Source organism: Halalkalibacterium halodurans (assembly GCF_004376175.1).
GTDB lineage: Bacteria > Bacillota > Bacilli > Bacillales > Bacillaceae_D > Halalkalibacterium > Halalkalibacterium halodurans.
In genome coordinates, this window is sequence record NZ_SNUY01000001.1 from 87,252 (window position 1) to 105,618 (window position 18,367).

Here is an 18,367-nt window from a genome sequence, read left to right on the forward strand (position 1 = left end):
GATCCTACCGGTCGCCTCCTTTCATCTTCGTAAGATCCTCCGCTTTCAGAGGGTCAACCGGTCCTTCTTTGGTTAACGTATGCTCAACTCTTTGCTTGTAGACAGACTCTACTCCCATCCTATGACAGGGGACTTAAAACATGATGATTGTTTTTCGTCTTTTCTTGCCGTTCTTTAGCGAACGAAGCAGCCTTGCCACATCAGATCGTTTCTCCTATCCACTGAAGCCTTAGAAAAACATAGCATCCCGCCCGTAGTTTTAATGATAGAAGGATCGTTTTCTGAACTATTTTTGAAGGCAACATCCTTAAAGTGGAAAAAGCTCGGTTCTGGCCTAAAACGCCAGTTACCGAGCATAAGCAGATCCTTTTCATTTCAGGATAAGGAAAAATTAGCTTTTCGCCATATCCTATTGCGAAATCCAGATACTTTAATCCATCTTACGTTAGGAAAACTCTGCGATTGCCGAGCCGAAGCTGCCCCTTTCACTTAAGTCCCGCATGCTAATGCATAAGGGGCTGTACCTCCACCTGCTATGCAGGTGGAGGTTTATCAGTTAATTTTGCATGACGAAATCTTTTTCTGCCGCTTCCTTGTCTTCAAACGTACGGATGATTTCATAGCTTGTTGTCCGTTGAGCAGGAATTTTTCCCGCTTCGCGGATCAATTGCAAAATTTTGTTCGTATTGACTTTATGGGTCGTCCCAGCAGCTGATACGACATTTTCTTCAATCATCGTACTGCCAAAATCGTTACAACCATACTGAAGCGATAGTTTTCCAACCTCTGGCCCCATCGTTACCCATGACGATTGGAAATTCGGAATGTTATCGAGAAACAGCCGAGATATGGCCACGTTTTTTAAGTAATCACGCGGGGTAAGCTTTTTCGTTTTGTACATTCCCGTATTTTCAGGCTGGAATAACCATGAAATAAAGGCAGTAAAGCACTCGGTTTCATCTTGGGCATCCCGAACACGCTGTAAGTGAAGCGCTCGTTCTTCAAAGGATTCGCCAAAACCGATAACCATCGTTGCGGTTCCGTGCATGCCGACTTTTTTCGTCGCTTTCATTGCATTGATCCATTGTTCCCATGTTATTTTAAGACGGCTGACACGGAGGCGCGTTTCTTCGGTTAAAATTTCAGCCCCGCCTCCTGGCATACTATCGAGCCCGGCCTCATGTAGCTCTCGCAGGACTTCCTCGACGGACATGCTCGATACTTCTGCAATTTTCCACACCTCTGCAGGAGAGAAAGAATGCATCCAAATGTTCGGGAATCGCTCTTTAATGTTTCTAAGTAAATCGGTGTAATAATCGATTGTTAAATCAGGATTCGTTCCACCTTGCATGAGAATTTCTGTCCCGCCCACATCGATGGTTTCTTGGATTTTTTTAAAAATGACTTCATCGTCAAGGACATAGCCTTCCTTATGACCAGGTGCGCGGTAGAACGCACAAAAGCGACAGTACGTATCGCAAAAGTTTGTATAGTTCACGTTCCGTCCGATAACGAACGTTGTTATTGGCTCGGGGTGCCATTTTAACATGATTTGATTGGCGGCTGCGCCCATTTTTTCTACTTCATCGCTTTCATATAGCTTCACTGCATCTTCCATTGAAAGACGTTCTCCGTTCACAGCACGCTCCAAGATTCCGTCAATACTCATCAAAAAACCCCCAGATTTTGAAAGTCTACTAGCTTCATACTATCATAGTTTGCCTGGAGAATCACGACTGATGTTCCCTGCGATTTTGTCCTTGAACCATGACAGAAACTGTGTAGTGACGAATGCGCTCCATGACACGCTTTGCCTTTAATAACTCCGTACCACTTTTATCATTGTAAGCTAAATGCTCCTCCAACTCATCATAGTCATAGTTTGACGTGAATAGTGTAGGAAGCTTCTCCATGATCCGATATTGTAAAATGACACCGAGTACATCGTCACGAACCCAGCTTGTCATCGTTTCTGCTCCAATGTCATCAAAAATGAGCACTTGTGCATTTTTGACAAAATCGAGCTTTTGCTGGAAGGTTCCGTCTCCAATCGATTGTTTTAGCTCTCGAAAAAAATCAGGAACGTAGACGATGGTTGAGTCGATCCCACGGTCTTTTAGCTCGTTGGCGATCGCCCCCATCAAGAACGTTTTCCCGACCCCAAACTTCCCATAAAGATAAAGCCCCATCCCATCTTCACCTGGCTTCGCTGAGAGTGCAAATTCGAGCGCGCGATGACTCGCAATCGAACGTCCTGGTTCGCTTTCTACGTCGTCAAACTTCGCTTCGAGAATTTCTTTCGGAATGTAGAGTGACCGGATAAGAGAACGTTTTTTCTTTTCTCGCTCCTCCTCCTCTTTTAACGGACAAGGGGAATAGCTTAATTCAAGGCTATCACGCTCAACGTAGAGGGTCGGTTGGTAACCCTTCATCAAATTTGGACACTTTTGAAGCCCAGGACAATGTGCGCAGTGGCTTTGCTCTTTTTGGTATTCATACAGCTTAGACAAACCTTGCTCAAGTGTTATAGGGGATAAGGAAGGGTGTTCCTCCAGAAACAACTGAACATGTGGGCTGCGAAAAACCGCCTCTTTTAGTTGCGTAAACTGCTTTTCAAATGAACGGTTGCCCGTCATGTGTTTCAGCGATGATTGAATGGATTCCATCTACCCTTCCTCCTTCCATTGTTTTCGCTGGCGTCGTTCTTCCATCAGTCGCTCAAAACGACGTCGCTCTTCGTCTAAATCCATGGTGCTTGCTCCAAGATTCTCGCGGACCGCCGACTGTTGCTCCTGTAGGCGTTTCTCCTCCTCAATGAGCCATTTCGGCAGCTGATCACGGCGTGGATTTTTCTTTTTCACCGTTGTTTTCCCTGATGTCTTTGCACTGTCTTGCTTTTTCCATGTTTCCAGCTTTCGATGCTCTTCTTTTGCCAATGTCATCGCTTCTGTCACCGTCTTTACTTTTTTCCGTGCCCAGTGACCCGCAATTTTTTCGATTAGTGATTTGGATAGCTTCATGTCGTTACGCAAGAGCACATAGTCAAGCAACACGTTGACGACGCCTGGGAGCAATTGATAGTCCACAATTAAACTTTCGACGATTTTCAGATCGGCGAGAGGTACCTTTGCTCCATCGGATCGGCTTTCAAGCAATGTGAGTGGCGGCGTCGTTTCATATAAGGCAATTACTTTTTCTTCTTCTGTTTGAGGTTGCTGGTTCGCCATCGTCCGATGCTTAAGTGGATGAGTTTGCAGCGCTAACGTTGGGGGCTCATTGCCATGCTCTAGCTTGTACCATTCTTGCGTACGTTTGCGCAACTCTCCAATATCCACCTCATCATCATGAACAAGCGACTGCTGTAAAATCCGGCTCATCTGCAATGGCTCAATCCGATAGACGAATGCAAGGCGTAAAATCGTCTCCTTTACTTCAGGAGTAAGTGTATGCTCTGGCACGATAAAGCTTGATAAGTCCTTTTTCAACAGTTCAAAATCAAATGACTTCTCGGTGAAATGAAAAGATTCACCCTTACGTTCTGAGACAAATTGTTGGTGCTCATATAAGGCTAACGAGTCGACCATTTCTGATTCATGGTTTGAGACGATTTCAGAATGATGGAGCGAAGTAAACACTTCATCAAACCCATACGTCGTCTCGGTAAACGTTTCTTTATCAATAACATCTACAACAAACCGTTCCCGCAGTTTACGATATTGCGTTTTTCCGAGCTTGTTAAATAAATAAACACTCAGTACATCATTTTCAAAAAATTGTTGTGGCGGCATAGGAGGCTGTAACTCATATAAGTATGTCGTCACTCCGTCGGCTTTGGTTTTAAATGTTCGTAGAAGTCCAATCGCTTCAAGCTTTTTTCTTTCTTGAAAAATAGCAGGTAAATCGACGCCCATCATAAGCATGAGTTGACGGTGGGTTTGTTCTTCACTCCAATAATCATCTCGTTTTAACTCACTCCATAGCGTCATATATAAGCTGTAGGCGATCGAACCGACGAGCGGTTGGTACAAAAGGGTTAACACTTTTTGATGGACTTCATGCAAATAGTCTGCCGTACGCACCATATAGCGGTCTACAGGTAATAACTCTTTCCAATGCCAAGTCATGTCACTCACCTCCTTAGAGCAAAAAAGAGCTTGAAGCAAATTCGCTTTAAGCTCCTCGTTATCGATCGTCTCGTTCCATAAGTTCCTTCAGCTCTTGAATAAATACGTTGATATCTTTAAATTGTCGGTAGACAGAGGCGAAACGAACGTACGCTACATCATCCACATTGGCTAACCGTTCCATCACTAACTCGCCAATCTCTTTACTGTCGACTTCATTTTTCCCTTGACCACGAAGCTCCCGCTCCACCTCATTGACGATCCCTTCTAACGTTTCCAATGGGACGGGACGCTTTTCACACGCGCGAATCAAACCGCGCAAAATTTTATCTGAGCTAAATTCTTGCCTCGTTCCATCCTTTTTGACAACGATCAGAGGAACTTCCTCAATCATTTCAAAGGTCGTAAAACGATGGTTGCACGATTCACATTCACGCCGTCTACGAATGGAACGACCTTCGTGAGCTGGCCTCGAATCGAGCACCCTTGTTCCATTATGATGACAGGCTGGACATCGCATCGAATCATCTCCACTACTGCTTGTTAGCAGTCTTCCTTTTTACACGTGCTTACAGAAAATCTCTTTTAATCATAGTAAAAATGAAAAAAAGTGACAAGCCTTGTATAACAAAAAGAGCAGGATTCCTTATGTTAAGATAGGAGATTAGGCCCTTTATCCTTCAGCTATAGAAGCTCGTCGCCAAGGCCCGAACCAATATAAGGAAGCTCTTTGTCGAGCTGTTCATAAAGCGAGAGAATTCGCTTCTTACTATGTCCAAAATCAGACGGTAAGATCGTGTCTGTAGAACAAGAAAAGTCTACAGCCGTACGAAATGGCTTTACCATGACAATCGTTGCGACAAGCAGTGACTTTTGACCAGATGTGGACTGGGCAATCACTTCCCCGCGCTCTTGCTCTACCCGTTTTACCGTAAATCCTGATTGCTGCATCACCCGTTCAACAGCGGCAATCGCCTTATCTTTTGTTGTTTTGTAATAATGGGTTTGCAGCGAAGGATTGCTATGATGTTCGGTTGTCTCCGTTCGACTTGAAACAAGTTGACTCAATGTTTCACGAAATCCCACGTTCTTCACCAACTTTTTTATACATTATTGTTTATATCATACCATAAAGTTGACGAACAATGGGATTGAAACTTGTCCGTACGTTTATTTTAATCAAGTTATGAACGCCTTATTTAAAAATGGCTCGGCGTTTTAAACGTATAAAAAAGAGATGCGCTCGGCACCTCTTAGCATTCGTTTATAAAACCTTGACTTTTGGTTTTTCAAGCTGAATAGGACCCATACCCCTTGGCAGTTCCACTACTTCAGTCGTCGTAGCTTTCAACGCCTCAGCAATATAATTCGATGCGACGTTTGGATCAATTCGATCCCCACACGTATAAACGTCAATACTCGCATATCCGTGCTCTGGGAAGCTGTGAATCGTTAAATGCGACTCTGATATGATGACAACACCACTTACACCTTGAGGGGCAAACTTATGAAAGGCCACCTCACGTACTTCTGCTCCCGCTTTCAGAGCTGCATCAACGAAAACTTGTTCGATGAAGCTTAAGTCGTTCAACTTATCCACGTCACAACCCCAAAGTTCTGCAATCACGTGACGTCCCATTGTATCCATGAGTTGAATCCCCCTTTACAAAAAATTCATGCCTTCTCAAGCATGTAGGAACGTTTATTACACGGGGGAAAGTTAGTCCAAAGAGGTCCTAACCCTTTCTGTAGTAAACGTACTCCTATTTTGCTTTCGTTTCATGTTCACGGAAAATAGTATACTTTGTTTAATCCTTCTTTGCAATAACAACTTTTTCATTTTCTACGGTCACTTGACATCGTCCACTTTTTCCCGTTGAGAAGGCTTTGCTTATTGGGATTCAACTTATAGGATGACCATTTTTTTTATGAATATGCCTTAGAACGCGATCACTTTTGCTGGCTTTTTAAGCTCTTTGGCGACGAGTTCGACTAAGTCGACAACTCGTGTGGAATACCCCCATTCATTATCATACCATGCGAGGACCTTCACCTGGTTTGTATCTTCCATCACCATCGTCGATAAACCATCAACAATGGCAGAGTGTTCGTTTCCATTAAAGTCAATCGAGACTAACGGCTCTTCTGTAAAACCGAGAATTCCTTTCATCGAACCTGCTGCCGCTTGTTTTAACACATGGTTCACTTTTTCTGGCGTCACGTCCGCTTTCACCTGAACTACTAAGTCAACAAGAGACACATTCGGGGTCGGTACACGTAAAGCCATTCCTGTTAGTTTTCCTTCTAATTGTGGTAATACTTTGCTGATGGCTTTAGCAGCACCAGTGGATGTCGGAATTATCGATTGACCACATGCCCGAGCTCGTCGTAAATCTTTGTGGGGATTGTCGATGTTTTTTTGATCATTCGTATATGCATGAACCGTCGTCATCATCCCGCTTTGAATTGTAAACGCTTCATCCAAAACTTTTGCTACTGGGGCCAAGCAATTCGTAGTACATGAAGCATTTGATAAAACGTGATGCTCTTCTGGCTTATAGTCATTTTCGTTTACTCCAACGACAACGGTTACATCTTCATTTTTCCCAGGAGCTGTAATGATTACTTTTTTCGCGCCTGCTTCTAGATGATAACCTGCTGTCTCTTTTGTTTTAAATTTCCCAGTCGCCTCAACAACGATGTCCACTTCTAGATCTTTCCACGGAAGTACTCGAGGATCTCTAGAACTGACTAGCTTTATTTCCTTGCCATTAACAACAAGCGCATCATTTTTAATCTCAACGGTTCCTTGGAATGGACCATGAACACTGTCATATTTTATTAAATGGGCGAGGGTTTCAGCAGGATAGGAAGCGTTAATCGCCACCACATCAAACTGTTTGTTTTCTACCGCTTTGCGGAATACCATTCTGCCTATACGACCAAATCCATTAATCGCTACTTTCACTTTCATTGGAAATCCCCTCTCTTATTATGACATACTAATAATTCATTTATAATAAATAGTATATCACTTTTATTCGAAAAGGACGATTATTTCTTTAAATTTTTTTGAAATCCACTAAAACTTGGCGAATGCAGAGAGGATAGGAATAAGACCTGACGCCAAAGATAAATTTTTTCTTAAAATAAAAAGACCCCTGAAGACTATTGATCTTCAGGGATTACCTTCCAACGTTTTAAAATGTCAATAAGCTGCCTTTTTGTTGCATCCAATGTGCCCGAATTATCAATGATTGCATCGGCACGATCCCGTTTTGATTCAAGGGGGCGCTGTGAGCGAATCCGGTGAATCGCATCGTCCTTTCCCGCTTGATCTCGATTCATTAATCGCTGTAACTGTGTGTGCTCATCTACATAAACAAGGAGCACTTTTTCAACAAGATAAAACAAATTGCTTTCATATAGCAAGGGAATATCGAATACGATTGTCTTTTCCCCTGAACGAATCAACTGTTCTTTTTGCTGCTGCATTTGCCTCCGTACAGCTGGGTGGACGATTTCATTTAGGACGCGACGCTCTTCCTCTTGTTGAAACACAATCGATCCAAGGGCTTTGCGATTTAGCGTCCCGTCATCGTTTACAACCCCTGTGCCAAAATGGGCGACAATGGCCTCATAGGCTGGCATACCTGGTTCTACAACGTCACGAGCCACTTGGTCTGCATCGACAATTGGAAGACCTAACTCCTCCATCATTTTCGCTACACTGCTTTTTCCACTGGCAATGCCCCCAGTCAACCCAATCATCATCTTGATTCGCTCCTTCTACATCCACCTACATCATAAGATTAAAAACACCAATGAGAACTAATAACAAACCCGGTATGAAGGAAAAGCGCTTGATCCAATAAGAATCAGCAAAGCGATAACCACTTTTCATGCCAAGGCTTACGAACAGAGCACTCATCACCGCTACACTCACTGCCATATACAGTGGGTGGAACCCGATTAATGCCGCTCCGATTCCTGCACCGAAGGCATCAAGAGAGAGAGCGATGCCTAAAATAACCGCTTCTCTACCTGTAATGGCTCCTGAATTATCAAAATCTGCGACCATCGGCTTGCGTAAGATGCGAATCACGACACCAAGCATTTTAATTTCAAAATTTAAAATGACGTGATCGTCCTTCGTTTCATGCCCGTTCTTTGCAGGACGAAACGCTTGATAAAGCGCCCAGCAACCGATCAAAATTAAAATGATCCCGCCGAGAGACTCTGCTATAGCCGGTGATAAATACTGCTGAATCGTCATCCCGAAGCCCATCGCAATCAAAATGGAAACGGCGGAACATCCAGCAATAAATAGCAACGATTTAAAAGGGATTTTCATCTTCCTCAAACCGTATGTCAAGCCGACTCCAAAGCTGTCTAAACTAACAGCAAATGCAAGAGCTAGCAAGGAAACTAAATGGATCATGACATGAGCTCCTTCCTCTACTACTATCAGCTACGATAGTATATGGCAAGAGCCTATCCGAGGTACGTTATTTTTGGCATACAGAACAGAAATGTGTACCTCTTCCCCCAACGACCGTCTTCGTAATTGGGGTTCCGCACTGGCGGCAAGCTTCGCCCTTGCGTCCGTATACATCGAGTCGCTGCTGAAACATGCCCATTTCCCCTTGTCCGTTGACATACGATTTGATCGAACTACCACCAAGGTTCACCGCTTCCGTCAATGTATTTAAAATCGCTTGGTGGAGAACCTTCACCTCAGCAACGGTTACATCTTTCGCTAATCGTTCTGGGTGAATTCGCGCCCGAAATAGCGCCTCATCCACATAGATGTTTCCCAGTCCAACAATGATTCCTTGATCGAGCAAAGCCGATTTGATTTTGCGGGATGTTTTAGATAAGCGCTCGGTTAGAAGCTTGGCGGAAAACTGATCAGAGAACGGCTCCACTCCTAGTTTGGCCAAAGGCGGCTCCATTTGTTCCCTTCCGCTCTGAAAGAGGTGCATCGTTCCAAATTTACGGACATCTTGGTAGCGAAGCTCGGTGCCATCTCCAAAGACGAATCGAACGTGGGTATGCTTGGCTACACTTTCATTTTGTTGATACAACCCGTAGCGCCCTTCCATTCGCAAATGGCTCACTAGGGTATAGTCATCTAAGTGAAACAGAAGAAACTTTCCTCGTCTCCCCATGGAACGGATCGTTTGCCCTTTGAGCAACCACTTAAATTGATCCACATCGTCAGGTTTTTTGATCATTTTCGCCCACCCGACATCGACTTGTTCAATTGTTTTCCCAATTACTAACTCGGCGAGGGTTCGCCGCACCGTTTCCACCTCTGGTAATTCTGGCATCTTCGTATCTCCTTACTCCAAGTTACTTTGCATCATACCATGTGTCACCGCAAGCCACGTCCACCTTTAGGGGCACGCGTAATTCCACAGCTTGCTCCATAACAGAAGTCACAAGCTCTTTCATTTGCGCCACTTCTTCCTTCGGCACCTCAAAAATTAATTCGTCATGCACTTGCAACAGTAATCGGCTTTGCAAGTCTTCTTCGTCCATCCGACTCGCCATCTGAACCATCGCTTGCTTTATAATGTCAGCAGCTGTTCCTTGGATCGGTGTGTTCATGGCTGTACGCTCTGCAAAGCTACGTTGATTGAAATTGCGACTCGTTAAGTCAGGCAAATAACGGCGGCGCTTCAACAGTGTTGTCACATAACCCTTCTCTCGAGCTTCATCGATGACGTGATCGAGGTACTCCTTTACCTTCGGGTAGCTAGCAAAATAACGCTCGATGAACGTTGCCGCTTCCTTCCTAGTGATGCCAAGGTTTTGGCTCAGTCCATAATCGCTAATGCCATACACAATTCCGAAGTTGACCGCTTTCGCACTGCGACGCATGTTGGACGTTACTTCTTCCTGGCTAACATGAAATACGTCCATCGCCGTTTTCGTGTGGACATCCATATCTTCACGGAACGCTTCCATAAGCTTTTCATCTTCGGCAAAATGGGCAAGGACGCGCAATTCAATTTGCGAATAATCAGCAGCAAGAATGAACCAGTCCTTTTCCGATGGAACGAAGGCTTTGCGAATTTTACGTCCTTCCTCTAAGCGAATCGGGATGTTTTGTAAATTCGGATCTGTCGAGCTTAAGCGACCGGTTTGAGTTAGAGCCTGATTGAAGCGGGTATGAACCTTCCCAGTCCCCTTGTGAACAACTTTCAGCAATCCGTCAATATACGTAGAATTTAGCTTACCGAGCTGCCGATAGTGAAGTATGTGATCAATGATCTCGTGTTGCCCAGCTAGCTTCTCTAACACATCAGCAGACGTTGAATACCCTGTCTTCGTCTTTTTAATGACTGGAAGCTGTAACTTCTCAAATAAAATTTCACCCAGTTGCTTAGGTGAGTTTATATTGAATGATATGCCAGCTAATTCGTGGATCGTTTGCTCAAGCTCCTCAAGACGAGCATTTAAGTCCGCACCCATTTGCTCAAGCTGCTCAACATCGACTTTTACACCTGTTGTTTCCATTCGTCCTAAAATGACCGAAAGCGGCATCTCCAATTCGTTGAACAACCCTAGCTGCTCATTTTCTTTCAGCTTCTCTTCAACGTGCTCCTTTAATTGAAAAATCGCGTCCGCTTTCCGCGCCAGGTGTTCTCCTAGCTCTTTCTCGTCAGGAATCCGGCGTTTAGCCCCTTTCCCATAAACCGCCTCATCTTCATGTACGTGACCTTTCCGGTGATGTTTCGTCACATCGCTCACTTCATGAAACGATGTGGACGGGTCTAATAAATAGGAGGCCATTTGCAAGTCAAATGTACTACCAGCTAGTTCAATGTTTTTCCAGCCTAACGCAACGACCGCACGCTTCGCATCAAACAACCACTTCTCCTTGCGTTCATCCTTTAACCATTGAATAAGCGCTTCCGATCGGAGAGCTTCATCTGTTGGAATGTAATAGCAACCATTGTTATGGGCGATCGCCAGCCCTAAAATGTCGCCTTGATGGTAGTTCTCATCCAACACTTCCACAACAAGGGCAGCTTTATCCGCTAAATGCGCCTTTTTTACCTCACGAAGCGTTTCATAGTTCAAAGACTGGAGTTCTTCCTTTTCAATCCCTTCTCCGTCTGCATCGACTTTGTCGAGCAATGAGTTAAAATCAAGCTCTTTGAACAATTTCACAACTTCTTTTTTATCATATTCACCAAACGTAAACGAATCTGCGTCCAGCGTCACTGGGGCTTCCAGATAAATCGTCGCCAACTTCTTGCTCATAAGGGCTTGGTCACGATGTTCTTCCAGTCGCTCCTTCATCTTTTTCCCTGAAATTTCGTCGATGGACTCTAGTACTTTTTCAACCGAACCATATTCCTTTAACAATTTCAGCGCTGTCTTTTCTCCGATGCCTGGAACGCCCGGAATATTATCCGAACTATCCCCCATGAGACCTTTCATATCAATAATCTGCTCTGGTGTAATTCCATATCGTTCTTCAATGCCTTTTTCATCATAGACATCAATCTGTGTAATTCCTTTTCTCGTCAAAGCGACCGTCACATGGTCAGACACGATTTGCAACAAGTCTTTATCACCGGTAAAGATTTTCACTTCAAAGTTTTCTTGACTCGCCTGTTTTGCCAATGTACCGATGAGATCGTCCGCTTCAAAGTTTTCCACTTCAACACGGGCAATGTTAAACGCATCCAAGAGCTCGCGAATGAGCGGAAATTGCTCTGAAAGCTCTGGCGGCGTTTTTTGCCTTCCACTTTTGTACGCATCATATGTATCATGCCTAAATGTGGTCTTACCCGCGTCAAAAGCAACAACCATGTGAGTTGGCTTTTCGTCTTCCAACACCTTTAACAGCATCATTGTAAATCCATACACGGCATTCGTATAAACACCTTTATCGTTATTAAGCAATGGCAATGCAAAAAATGCGCGATACGCAATACTATTTCCATCGATCAGTACTAGTTTTTTCAAACGAAACGTACCCCTCTCTTGATCATGTTCAAGTCGTTTATCCGCTTAACTGGCGCTAAGGCTCCCGCTTCAAGCTTTGAGGCAACAAGAAAGCCGAAGATCGTCAGTCTGTGCAACCAGCATCTTTCTGGCGTCAGTTACAAGTGAGTGAAAAACAGACTACACTCTCCACGTCCTATGAAAATTTCTGTGTAACCACATCGTGTGTGTCACATTTAGTGAGGGGACAACAACCCCCACTGAATGAAGTTTTCACCTTATTTTATCACATGAAGGATTTGAAAGAAAAAAGCTAGCAAAGAACAATCTCCGCTAGCTCAGTCTGTGTACCCCATCAAGATTCTTGCGTAAGGGGAATCGGCTGGTAACACGATAACCGTCTGATCCCCGATCGTTTTTTCATAGGAAAGCAACGTGCGGTACAGTTGGTAAAACTCTGGATCACGTCCGAAGGATTCGTTGTAGATTTCTGCAGCCTCGGCCTCACCAGCACCGATAATTTCTTCAGCATCCGCTTTAGCCTTGGCTAAGATTTCCGTTACTTCCTGATCGGTTCTTGCTCGAATCCGGTTCGCTTCAGCATCCCCTTGAGACAAGTAATCTTGGGCGATGGACTCCCGCTCCGAAATCATCCGCCGATAGACCGCCTCTTCGTTTTCCTTCGGTAAGTCCGTTCGCTTCATACGTACATCAAGTAAGACAATGCCTAAATCTTGGCGTTCAAGTGAACTGTTTACTCGTTCCTTTACTTGCTGATTGAAGTCTCCCCTAGAGTTTTCCTCTTCGTTAATGATCTCATCAAACTCTAACTGTCCAAGCTCAGCCCGAATCGCTGAAAAAATTTGCTCCCCTAAAATAGCTTCCGCTCCTTGGAGAGATCCTACATTGGAAATCATTCTGAGCGGATCCTCGATGCGCCATAGAGCGTAATGATCTGCCAGCATCCGTTTTTTATCGCGCGTGTTAATTTCCGCTGGGGGAATGTCATAGATCATTTGATATTTTGGCAGTGTACTGACACTTTGAATGAACGGAATTTTAAATTTTAGCCCTGGCTCGCTTTCAACACGAACGACTTCTCCGAACTGACGCACCACTTTATATTCGCCCTGCTCGACGATAAATAAGTTGGAGAGGATAATTCCAACAATCCCGATTAACAAAACGGCGACAGACCCTAGTTGAACATATTTACGAAGTTCCACCGGTGGCCGCTTTTCATCGAAGTTAATGATTTTGTCATCACTCATTGTTCGTCCCCTCCTCTACAGGTGCTTGTTGCTGACGTTCCAACGGGCGGATCGGCAAATAATTAATCGTATCGTTATTGCTATCCATAATGTAAATTTCCGTGTCCGGTAAAATGGACTCTAACGTTTCAAGAACGAGACGTTGACGGGTAACGTCAGGATTCACTAAATATTCTTCGTATAAAGCATTAAAACGGGCCACATCCCCACGGGCGGTCTCGATCCGGTCCGCTCTCTGCCCTTCCGCTCTTGAAATAATTGCGTCTTTTTCACCCTCCACTTCGTTCGTTTCTTGATTTCGGTAACGATTAGCCTCGTTAATTTTCGTTAAGCGTTCTTCACGAGCATCCGTTACATCGGTAAACGCACGTCGTACTTCTTCCGTCGGTAGCTCTACGTCTTGTAGCTTCACATCTGAGATGCTGATGCCAATTTGATAAAGGTCCATAAGTTCAACTAACGATTCAAAAATATCAGCTTCAATGGTCGGACGTTCGTCGGTTAATGCTTCATCAACAGATGCACTTCCAATAACGCTGCGCAAAGCTGAAGAGGTAGCATTATATAATAGCTCTTTCGGATCCTCTGTGCTATATAAGTATTGCTCTGGGTCTGTGATTCGCCATTGAACAGCTAAATCGGCAAACACGATATTTTCATCCCCAGTGATCATTTTCGCCTCATCTGTAAATTCAACGACTTCCCCTTCATCTTCTTTATAACCGACTTGCAAGTTAAAGGTTCCTCTTGGTAATATCTCAACCTTTTGAATCGGCCACGGCATTTTGAATTTAAGTCCTGGCTCGTCAATGGTTTCCTCTACTTTTCCGAACGTGATCAAAGCAGCTTGTTCCGTTTCATCGACTATGTACCAACCTGTGACGAGAAATAGCCCAAGAATCGCGGCGCCGATAAGCGAGAAAAAACCTACTACTAATTGCCGAATCGTCATGTTGCAGTCCCCCCTGTAAAATCATTTTCTATATGTACGTATGAAACGAACACTTTGTTTCATGTTTGGAAACTTGGCGGTGGCAAAGCCTTATCTCTAATAACTAGTGAAAATTGCTTCTTCTTTCTACCATGGACCCTATATGATAAGCAGCTGCCAGTGCCTTCCCAATTCTATTATAATACAACTTTAGAAAACCGGGGGATAGAAGTGATGTTGTGAAGGAAAGTTTATAAGCGAAAAGAGGGACGAAAGCTTCAGGGGGTGCTTTCGTCCCAACACAAGGGGATGTGTTATTGCTTGTAAACCAATTGCAGGGATGAGAAGAGCAATCAGCTTACAACGGCATTGATGAAACCGTTCAATGGTTATCATAAGGTATCAAAGTTAACCTTGCATAAAGGACTTGTAAAAAATGTGTAAAGCTCATGACTTTTCTTCATCATCACGGTAGCGATGGAACTGAATCGTAAAGGTTGTCCCTTTTCCGAATTCGCTCTCCACGAGGATTTTTCCTTGATGGGCTTCTACAAGGTGCTTCACGATCGCAAGTCCAAGTCCAGTTCCTCCAGAGTTTCGACTTCTTGCCCGGTCCACCCGATAAAAACGTTCAAAAATACGTGGAATTTCAGACTCTCTGATGCCAATGCCTGTATCGTTTACCTCAAATTCGACCACATCCCCATGATCTTTCAGGGCCAAATCGATTCGTCCCCCATTCGATGTGTAAGTGATCGCATTGTTGACTAAATTAATCGCAATTTGCTTTAATCTTTCGGGATCCCCTTCGAGATCAAATGAACCCTCTGCCGAGAGGGAGATGTCAATCCCTTTCTCTTCTGCTTTCCCTTTCAACAATGTCATAACTTCACTAACCACTGCAAACAAATTTGTCTGTTGCCAATTTAACTGAAAATAGTTTTGCTCGATTTTGGAAAGCTCTAATAAATCGTGAATGAGGCTTTGAAGTCGCTCACTTTCCTTCCAAATAATGTGAAGAAACTGATCTCTGAGCTGTTCATCATGCATTGCCCCATCGAGCAGTGTTTCCGTAAATCCTTTGATGGAAGTCACTGGAGTTTTTAACTCATGAGATACGTTCGCTACAAAGTCTTTTCTAACTTGCTCAAGCTTTTTCAATTCGGTAATGTCATGGAAGACAAGAGCAATTCCTTTTAATTTTCCATTTTCCCTAACAATGGGGGCTCCGTGTACATCAAAATGTCGGTATTCCAGATGGATCGGCAGTTTCACTTGTCGCCGTTGCCGCTTTTCTGTTAAAAAGATATCTTGGACGATTTTAATGATTTCTTTATGCTTGATCACATCATGATACAACTGGTGGAGCCAAAGATCCGTATCTTCTTGGAAAATATCGTGGCATGTCTTGTTAATTAGAGAAATATCGCCTCGCGTGTTAATTAAAATAAGGCCGCTTCCCATATTTTCAATGAGCGTTTCTAGACGTTCTTTTTGGACTTGATGGCGCTTCGTCAACTGCTCCAAATTATAGGCCAACACATTGATGGAGCGATTTAATTGTCCAACTTCATCACGACTTTCCTCTGACGTCCGCGCTTGGTAATCCCCTTCGGCTAATTTGTTGGCCACAACTGTCGCACTCTCAATCGGGCGAATCATTTGGTTGGCAATGCGATAGGTGACAGAAACGATCACTAAAAACGCGATCGTAAAGCTCACAATGAGGATGGCCCAAAGCGTGCGATTAACAGAGTTCACCGCTTCAATTGGGAGCCCTAAGCGCACATAGCCAATGGTTTCATTCGCTTCATTTTGAATCGGAACAGCATAGAACAATAATTCCGTTTCGACGGTCGTGCTGTAACGGACAATGCCTTCCTCAAGCTCAGTGAATTCCGGTCGATCGGCATGGTTTTCCATTTCCGCAGGGTCAGCTGCTGATTCCCCAACGACCGTACCATCTGCTAAAATGATCGTTACACGAGCATCTAGCTTTTGACTAATTTCCTCTGTTAGCGTCTGAACTTCATTGAATAAGACTGCCTCATTTTCAACCATCGAAGCTGCTAGGTACGTCTCCTTTTTGAGCCGATCAGTCAAATTTTCTAAATAAACATTTTTAAAGATTTGCCCGATGACAAGACCTAGTCCTGCCATCACAAGAAGGGTGACGGTAAGCACAGCCAACACAAGACGGTAGCGAAATTTAGTCATTCAACTGCGGCTCCTCTAGCTTATAGCCTAAGCCACGAATCGTTTTAATGTAAATCGGCTTTTTCGTATTTGGTTCAATCTTTTCTCTTAAATGACTAATGTGCACATCCACAATTCGAGTATCACCAACGAATTCATAATTCCAAACCGCATTCAGCAGTTGATCCCTCGTAAGCACTCGACCTTTATGATTCGCTAAATAAAGAAGAAGTTCAAATTCTTTTGGTGTTAACTCAAGAGGCTGACCTTTTAAGTAGACTTCGTAATTATCAGGGTAAATTTCCACGTTGCCGAATGATAGGGTTGAAGTGGAACGGCTATTGTCTTCATGGTTATTTTGAGCATGTCCCACTCTCCGTAAAATGGCGCGCACTCTCGCCACAACCTCTCTGGGACTGAAAGGCTTTGTCATATAATCATCGGCTCCTAGCTCCAGCCCAAGAACTTTATCAAATTCGTCGTCTTTTGCAGTCAGCATAAGGATCGGGGTCATCACTTTACTTTGGCGGAGTTGTTTACATACATCGAGTCCATCCATTTCAGGTAACATGAGGTCTAAAATAATAAGATCGAACGTTTGCGTCTTAGCTAGTTGTAGCCCAGAAGCTCCATCCATTGCTGTCACGACCTCGTAGCCTGACTGTTCAAGATTAAACTGCAATAACGTCACAATTGATTCTTCATCGTCTACTACTAACAATCTTTGTGTCATTCACTCAAATCCTCCATCAGCATATTTGAACGGTTTCCCCAAATCCCCTCTATCTAACACTTAGTATACCAAATAAACAGATGCGATCCCATGAAGGCTTTTCTCACCTTATAGAAAATATCTTTTATACTAGAAAAACTCCTGAAGTGATTTCCTTCAGGAGCCTCTCTCTATACGCTACTATTATTCTTTTGGTAGTGCCGACATGACGTTGCGAACAGATTCAATGGACTTAGCAAAGGTCGCTTTCTCTTCATCGGTTAGATCAAGCTCAATAACCTTTTCAATGCCGTCTCCGCCAAGAATCGTCGGAACTCCAACATAGATATCTTCATATCCATACTCACCTTCAAGGTAAGCAATCGTTGGAAGGACGCGTTTCTTATCTTTCAGAATGGCTTCGACCATCTCTGCAAGTGAAGCGGCTGGTGCATAATAAGCACTGCCATTTCCAAGCAAGCCGACAATTTCACCGCCGCCTTTGCGCGTACGTTCCACAATCGCATCGATGCGCTCTTGTGGAAGGAGTTTTTCAAGCGGAATCCCACCTGCATAGGAGTAACGAATCAATGGCACCATGTCATCCCCGTGCCCCCCAAGAACAAAACCTGTAATATCTTCAACAGATAGGTTAAGCTCTTGGGCGACGAACGTACGGAAGCGTGCCGTATCTAGAACGCCCGATTGACCGATGACGCGGTTTTTCGGGAAACCAGATTCTTTATAAACGGTATAGGTCATCGCATCTGCTGGGTTCGTTAAAACAATAATGTAGGCGTTTGGTGAATGTTTCACCACTTCTTTCGTAACAGCCTTCATAATTCCCGCATTTGTTGATACGAGATCATCGCGGCTCATACCAGGCTTACGAGCAATTCCAGCCGTAATGACAACCACATCAGAATCCTTCGTATCTTCATAGCTAGACGTACCTGTGATGTTCACATCAACCCCTTGAACCGGCGTTGACTCGAGCATATCTAACGCTTTTCCTTTAGTCGGACCTTCCATTTGCGGAATATCCACAAGAACGACATCACCTAATTCCTTTTGAGCAACCATTAGCGCTGTCGTAGCACCTGTGAAACCCGCCCCAATAACGGAGACCTTTCTGCGTTTAATTGCCATCTTCCATCACTCCTAGATC

Annotated in this window: 16 protein-coding genes; all 16 read right to left on the reverse strand. The window is 44.0% G+C overall.

Annotated features, from left to right (window positions below; translation table 11 throughout):
* Positions 1-556: 556 nt before the first annotated feature.
* A complete protein-coding gene (gene mqnC, locus E2L07_RS00460) occupies positions 557-1,669 on the reverse strand; it encodes a cyclic dehypoxanthinyl futalosine synthase (RefSeq protein ID WP_053430538.1) in 1,113 nt (370 codons plus the stop codon).
* Between the two features lie 61 nt (positions 1,670-1,730).
* Positions 1,731-2,666 carry a primosomal protein DnaI gene (gene dnaI / locus E2L07_RS00465; RefSeq protein ID WP_010899287.1) on the reverse strand — a complete coding sequence of 312 codons (936 nt, stop codon included), beginning with the start codon at positions 2,664-2,666 and terminating at the stop codon, positions 1,731-1,733.
* On the reverse strand, positions 2,667-4,124 hold the full coding sequence (locus tag E2L07_RS00470) for a replication initiation and membrane attachment family protein (protein ID WP_053430537.1): 1,458 nt from the start codon (positions 4,122-4,124) through the stop codon (positions 2,667-2,669).
* A gap of 58 nt (positions 4,125-4,182) precedes the next feature.
* Complete coding sequence (gene nrdR / locus E2L07_RS00475) at positions 4,183-4,644, reverse strand: transcriptional regulator NrdR (protein WP_010899289.1); 462 nt, start codon at positions 4,642-4,644, stop codon at positions 4,183-4,185.
* A gap of 164 nt (positions 4,645-4,808) precedes the next feature.
* Complete coding sequence (locus E2L07_RS00480; RefSeq protein ID WP_010899290.1) at positions 4,809-5,210, reverse strand: DUF1499 domain-containing protein; 402 nt, start codon at positions 5,208-5,210, stop codon at positions 4,809-4,811.
* A gap of 178 nt (positions 5,211-5,388) precedes the next feature.
* Positions 5,389-5,772 (reverse strand): adenosylmethionine decarboxylase, encoded by a 384-nt coding sequence (gene speD / locus E2L07_RS00485; protein ID WP_053430536.1) that lies wholly within the window; start codon positions 5,770-5,772, stop codon positions 5,389-5,391.
* 291 nt (positions 5,773-6,063) lie between these two features.
* Positions 6,064-7,098 (reverse strand): glyceraldehyde-3-phosphate dehydrogenase, encoded by a 1,035-nt coding sequence (locus E2L07_RS00490; protein ID WP_134228558.1) that lies wholly within the window; start codon positions 7,096-7,098, stop codon positions 6,064-6,066.
* A gap of 194 nt (positions 7,099-7,292) precedes the next feature.
* A complete protein-coding gene (coaE, locus tag E2L07_RS00495) occupies positions 7,293-7,898 on the reverse strand; it encodes a dephospho-CoA kinase (RefSeq protein ID WP_010899293.1) in 606 nt (201 codons plus the stop codon).
* A gap of 25 nt (positions 7,899-7,923) precedes the next feature.
* Positions 7,924-8,565, reverse strand: a complete 642-nt coding sequence (ytaF, locus tag E2L07_RS00500; protein WP_134228559.1) for a sporulation membrane protein YtaF — start codon at positions 8,563-8,565, stop codon at positions 7,924-7,926.
* 67 nt (positions 8,566-8,632) lie between these two features.
* A complete protein-coding gene (mutM, locus tag E2L07_RS00505) occupies positions 8,633-9,457 on the reverse strand; it encodes a DNA-formamidopyrimidine glycosylase (RefSeq protein ID WP_134228560.1) in 825 nt (274 codons plus the stop codon).
* A gap of 22 nt (positions 9,458-9,479) precedes the next feature.
* Positions 9,480-12,110 carry a DNA polymerase I gene (gene polA / locus E2L07_RS00510; RefSeq protein ID WP_134228561.1) on the reverse strand — a complete coding sequence of 877 codons (2,631 nt, stop codon included), beginning with the start codon at positions 12,108-12,110 and terminating at the stop codon, positions 9,480-9,482.
* Between the two features lie 317 nt (positions 12,111-12,427).
* Positions 12,428-13,360 carry a protease modulator HflC gene (hflC, locus tag E2L07_RS00515; protein WP_053430532.1) on the reverse strand — a complete coding sequence of 311 codons (933 nt, stop codon included), beginning with the start codon at positions 13,358-13,360 and terminating at the stop codon, positions 12,428-12,430.
* Positions 13,353-14,312 carry an FtsH protease activity modulator HflK gene (gene hflK / locus E2L07_RS00520; protein WP_010899298.1) on the reverse strand — a complete coding sequence of 320 codons (960 nt, stop codon included), beginning with the start codon at positions 14,310-14,312 and terminating at the stop codon, positions 13,353-13,355. Before hflK ends, hflC begins: the two co-directional genes overlap by 8 nt.
* Before the next feature lie 426 nt (positions 14,313-14,738).
* Positions 14,739-16,508 (reverse strand): two-component system histidine kinase PnpS, encoded by a 1,770-nt coding sequence (pnpS, locus tag E2L07_RS00525; RefSeq protein ID WP_010899299.1) that lies wholly within the window; start codon positions 16,506-16,508, stop codon positions 14,739-14,741.
* Entirely contained in the window at positions 16,501-17,220 is a 720-nt protein-coding gene (locus E2L07_RS00530; RefSeq protein ID WP_010899300.1) for a response regulator transcription factor, read from the reverse strand. The genes pnpS and E2L07_RS00530 overlap by 8 nt, the downstream gene beginning before the upstream one ends.
* 183 nt (positions 17,221-17,403) lie before the next feature.
* Positions 17,404-18,348 (reverse strand): malate dehydrogenase, encoded by a 945-nt coding sequence (gene mdh, locus E2L07_RS00535; RefSeq protein WP_053430529.1) that lies wholly within the window; start codon positions 18,346-18,348, stop codon positions 17,404-17,406.
* Positions 18,349-18,367 lie beyond the last annotated feature (19 nt).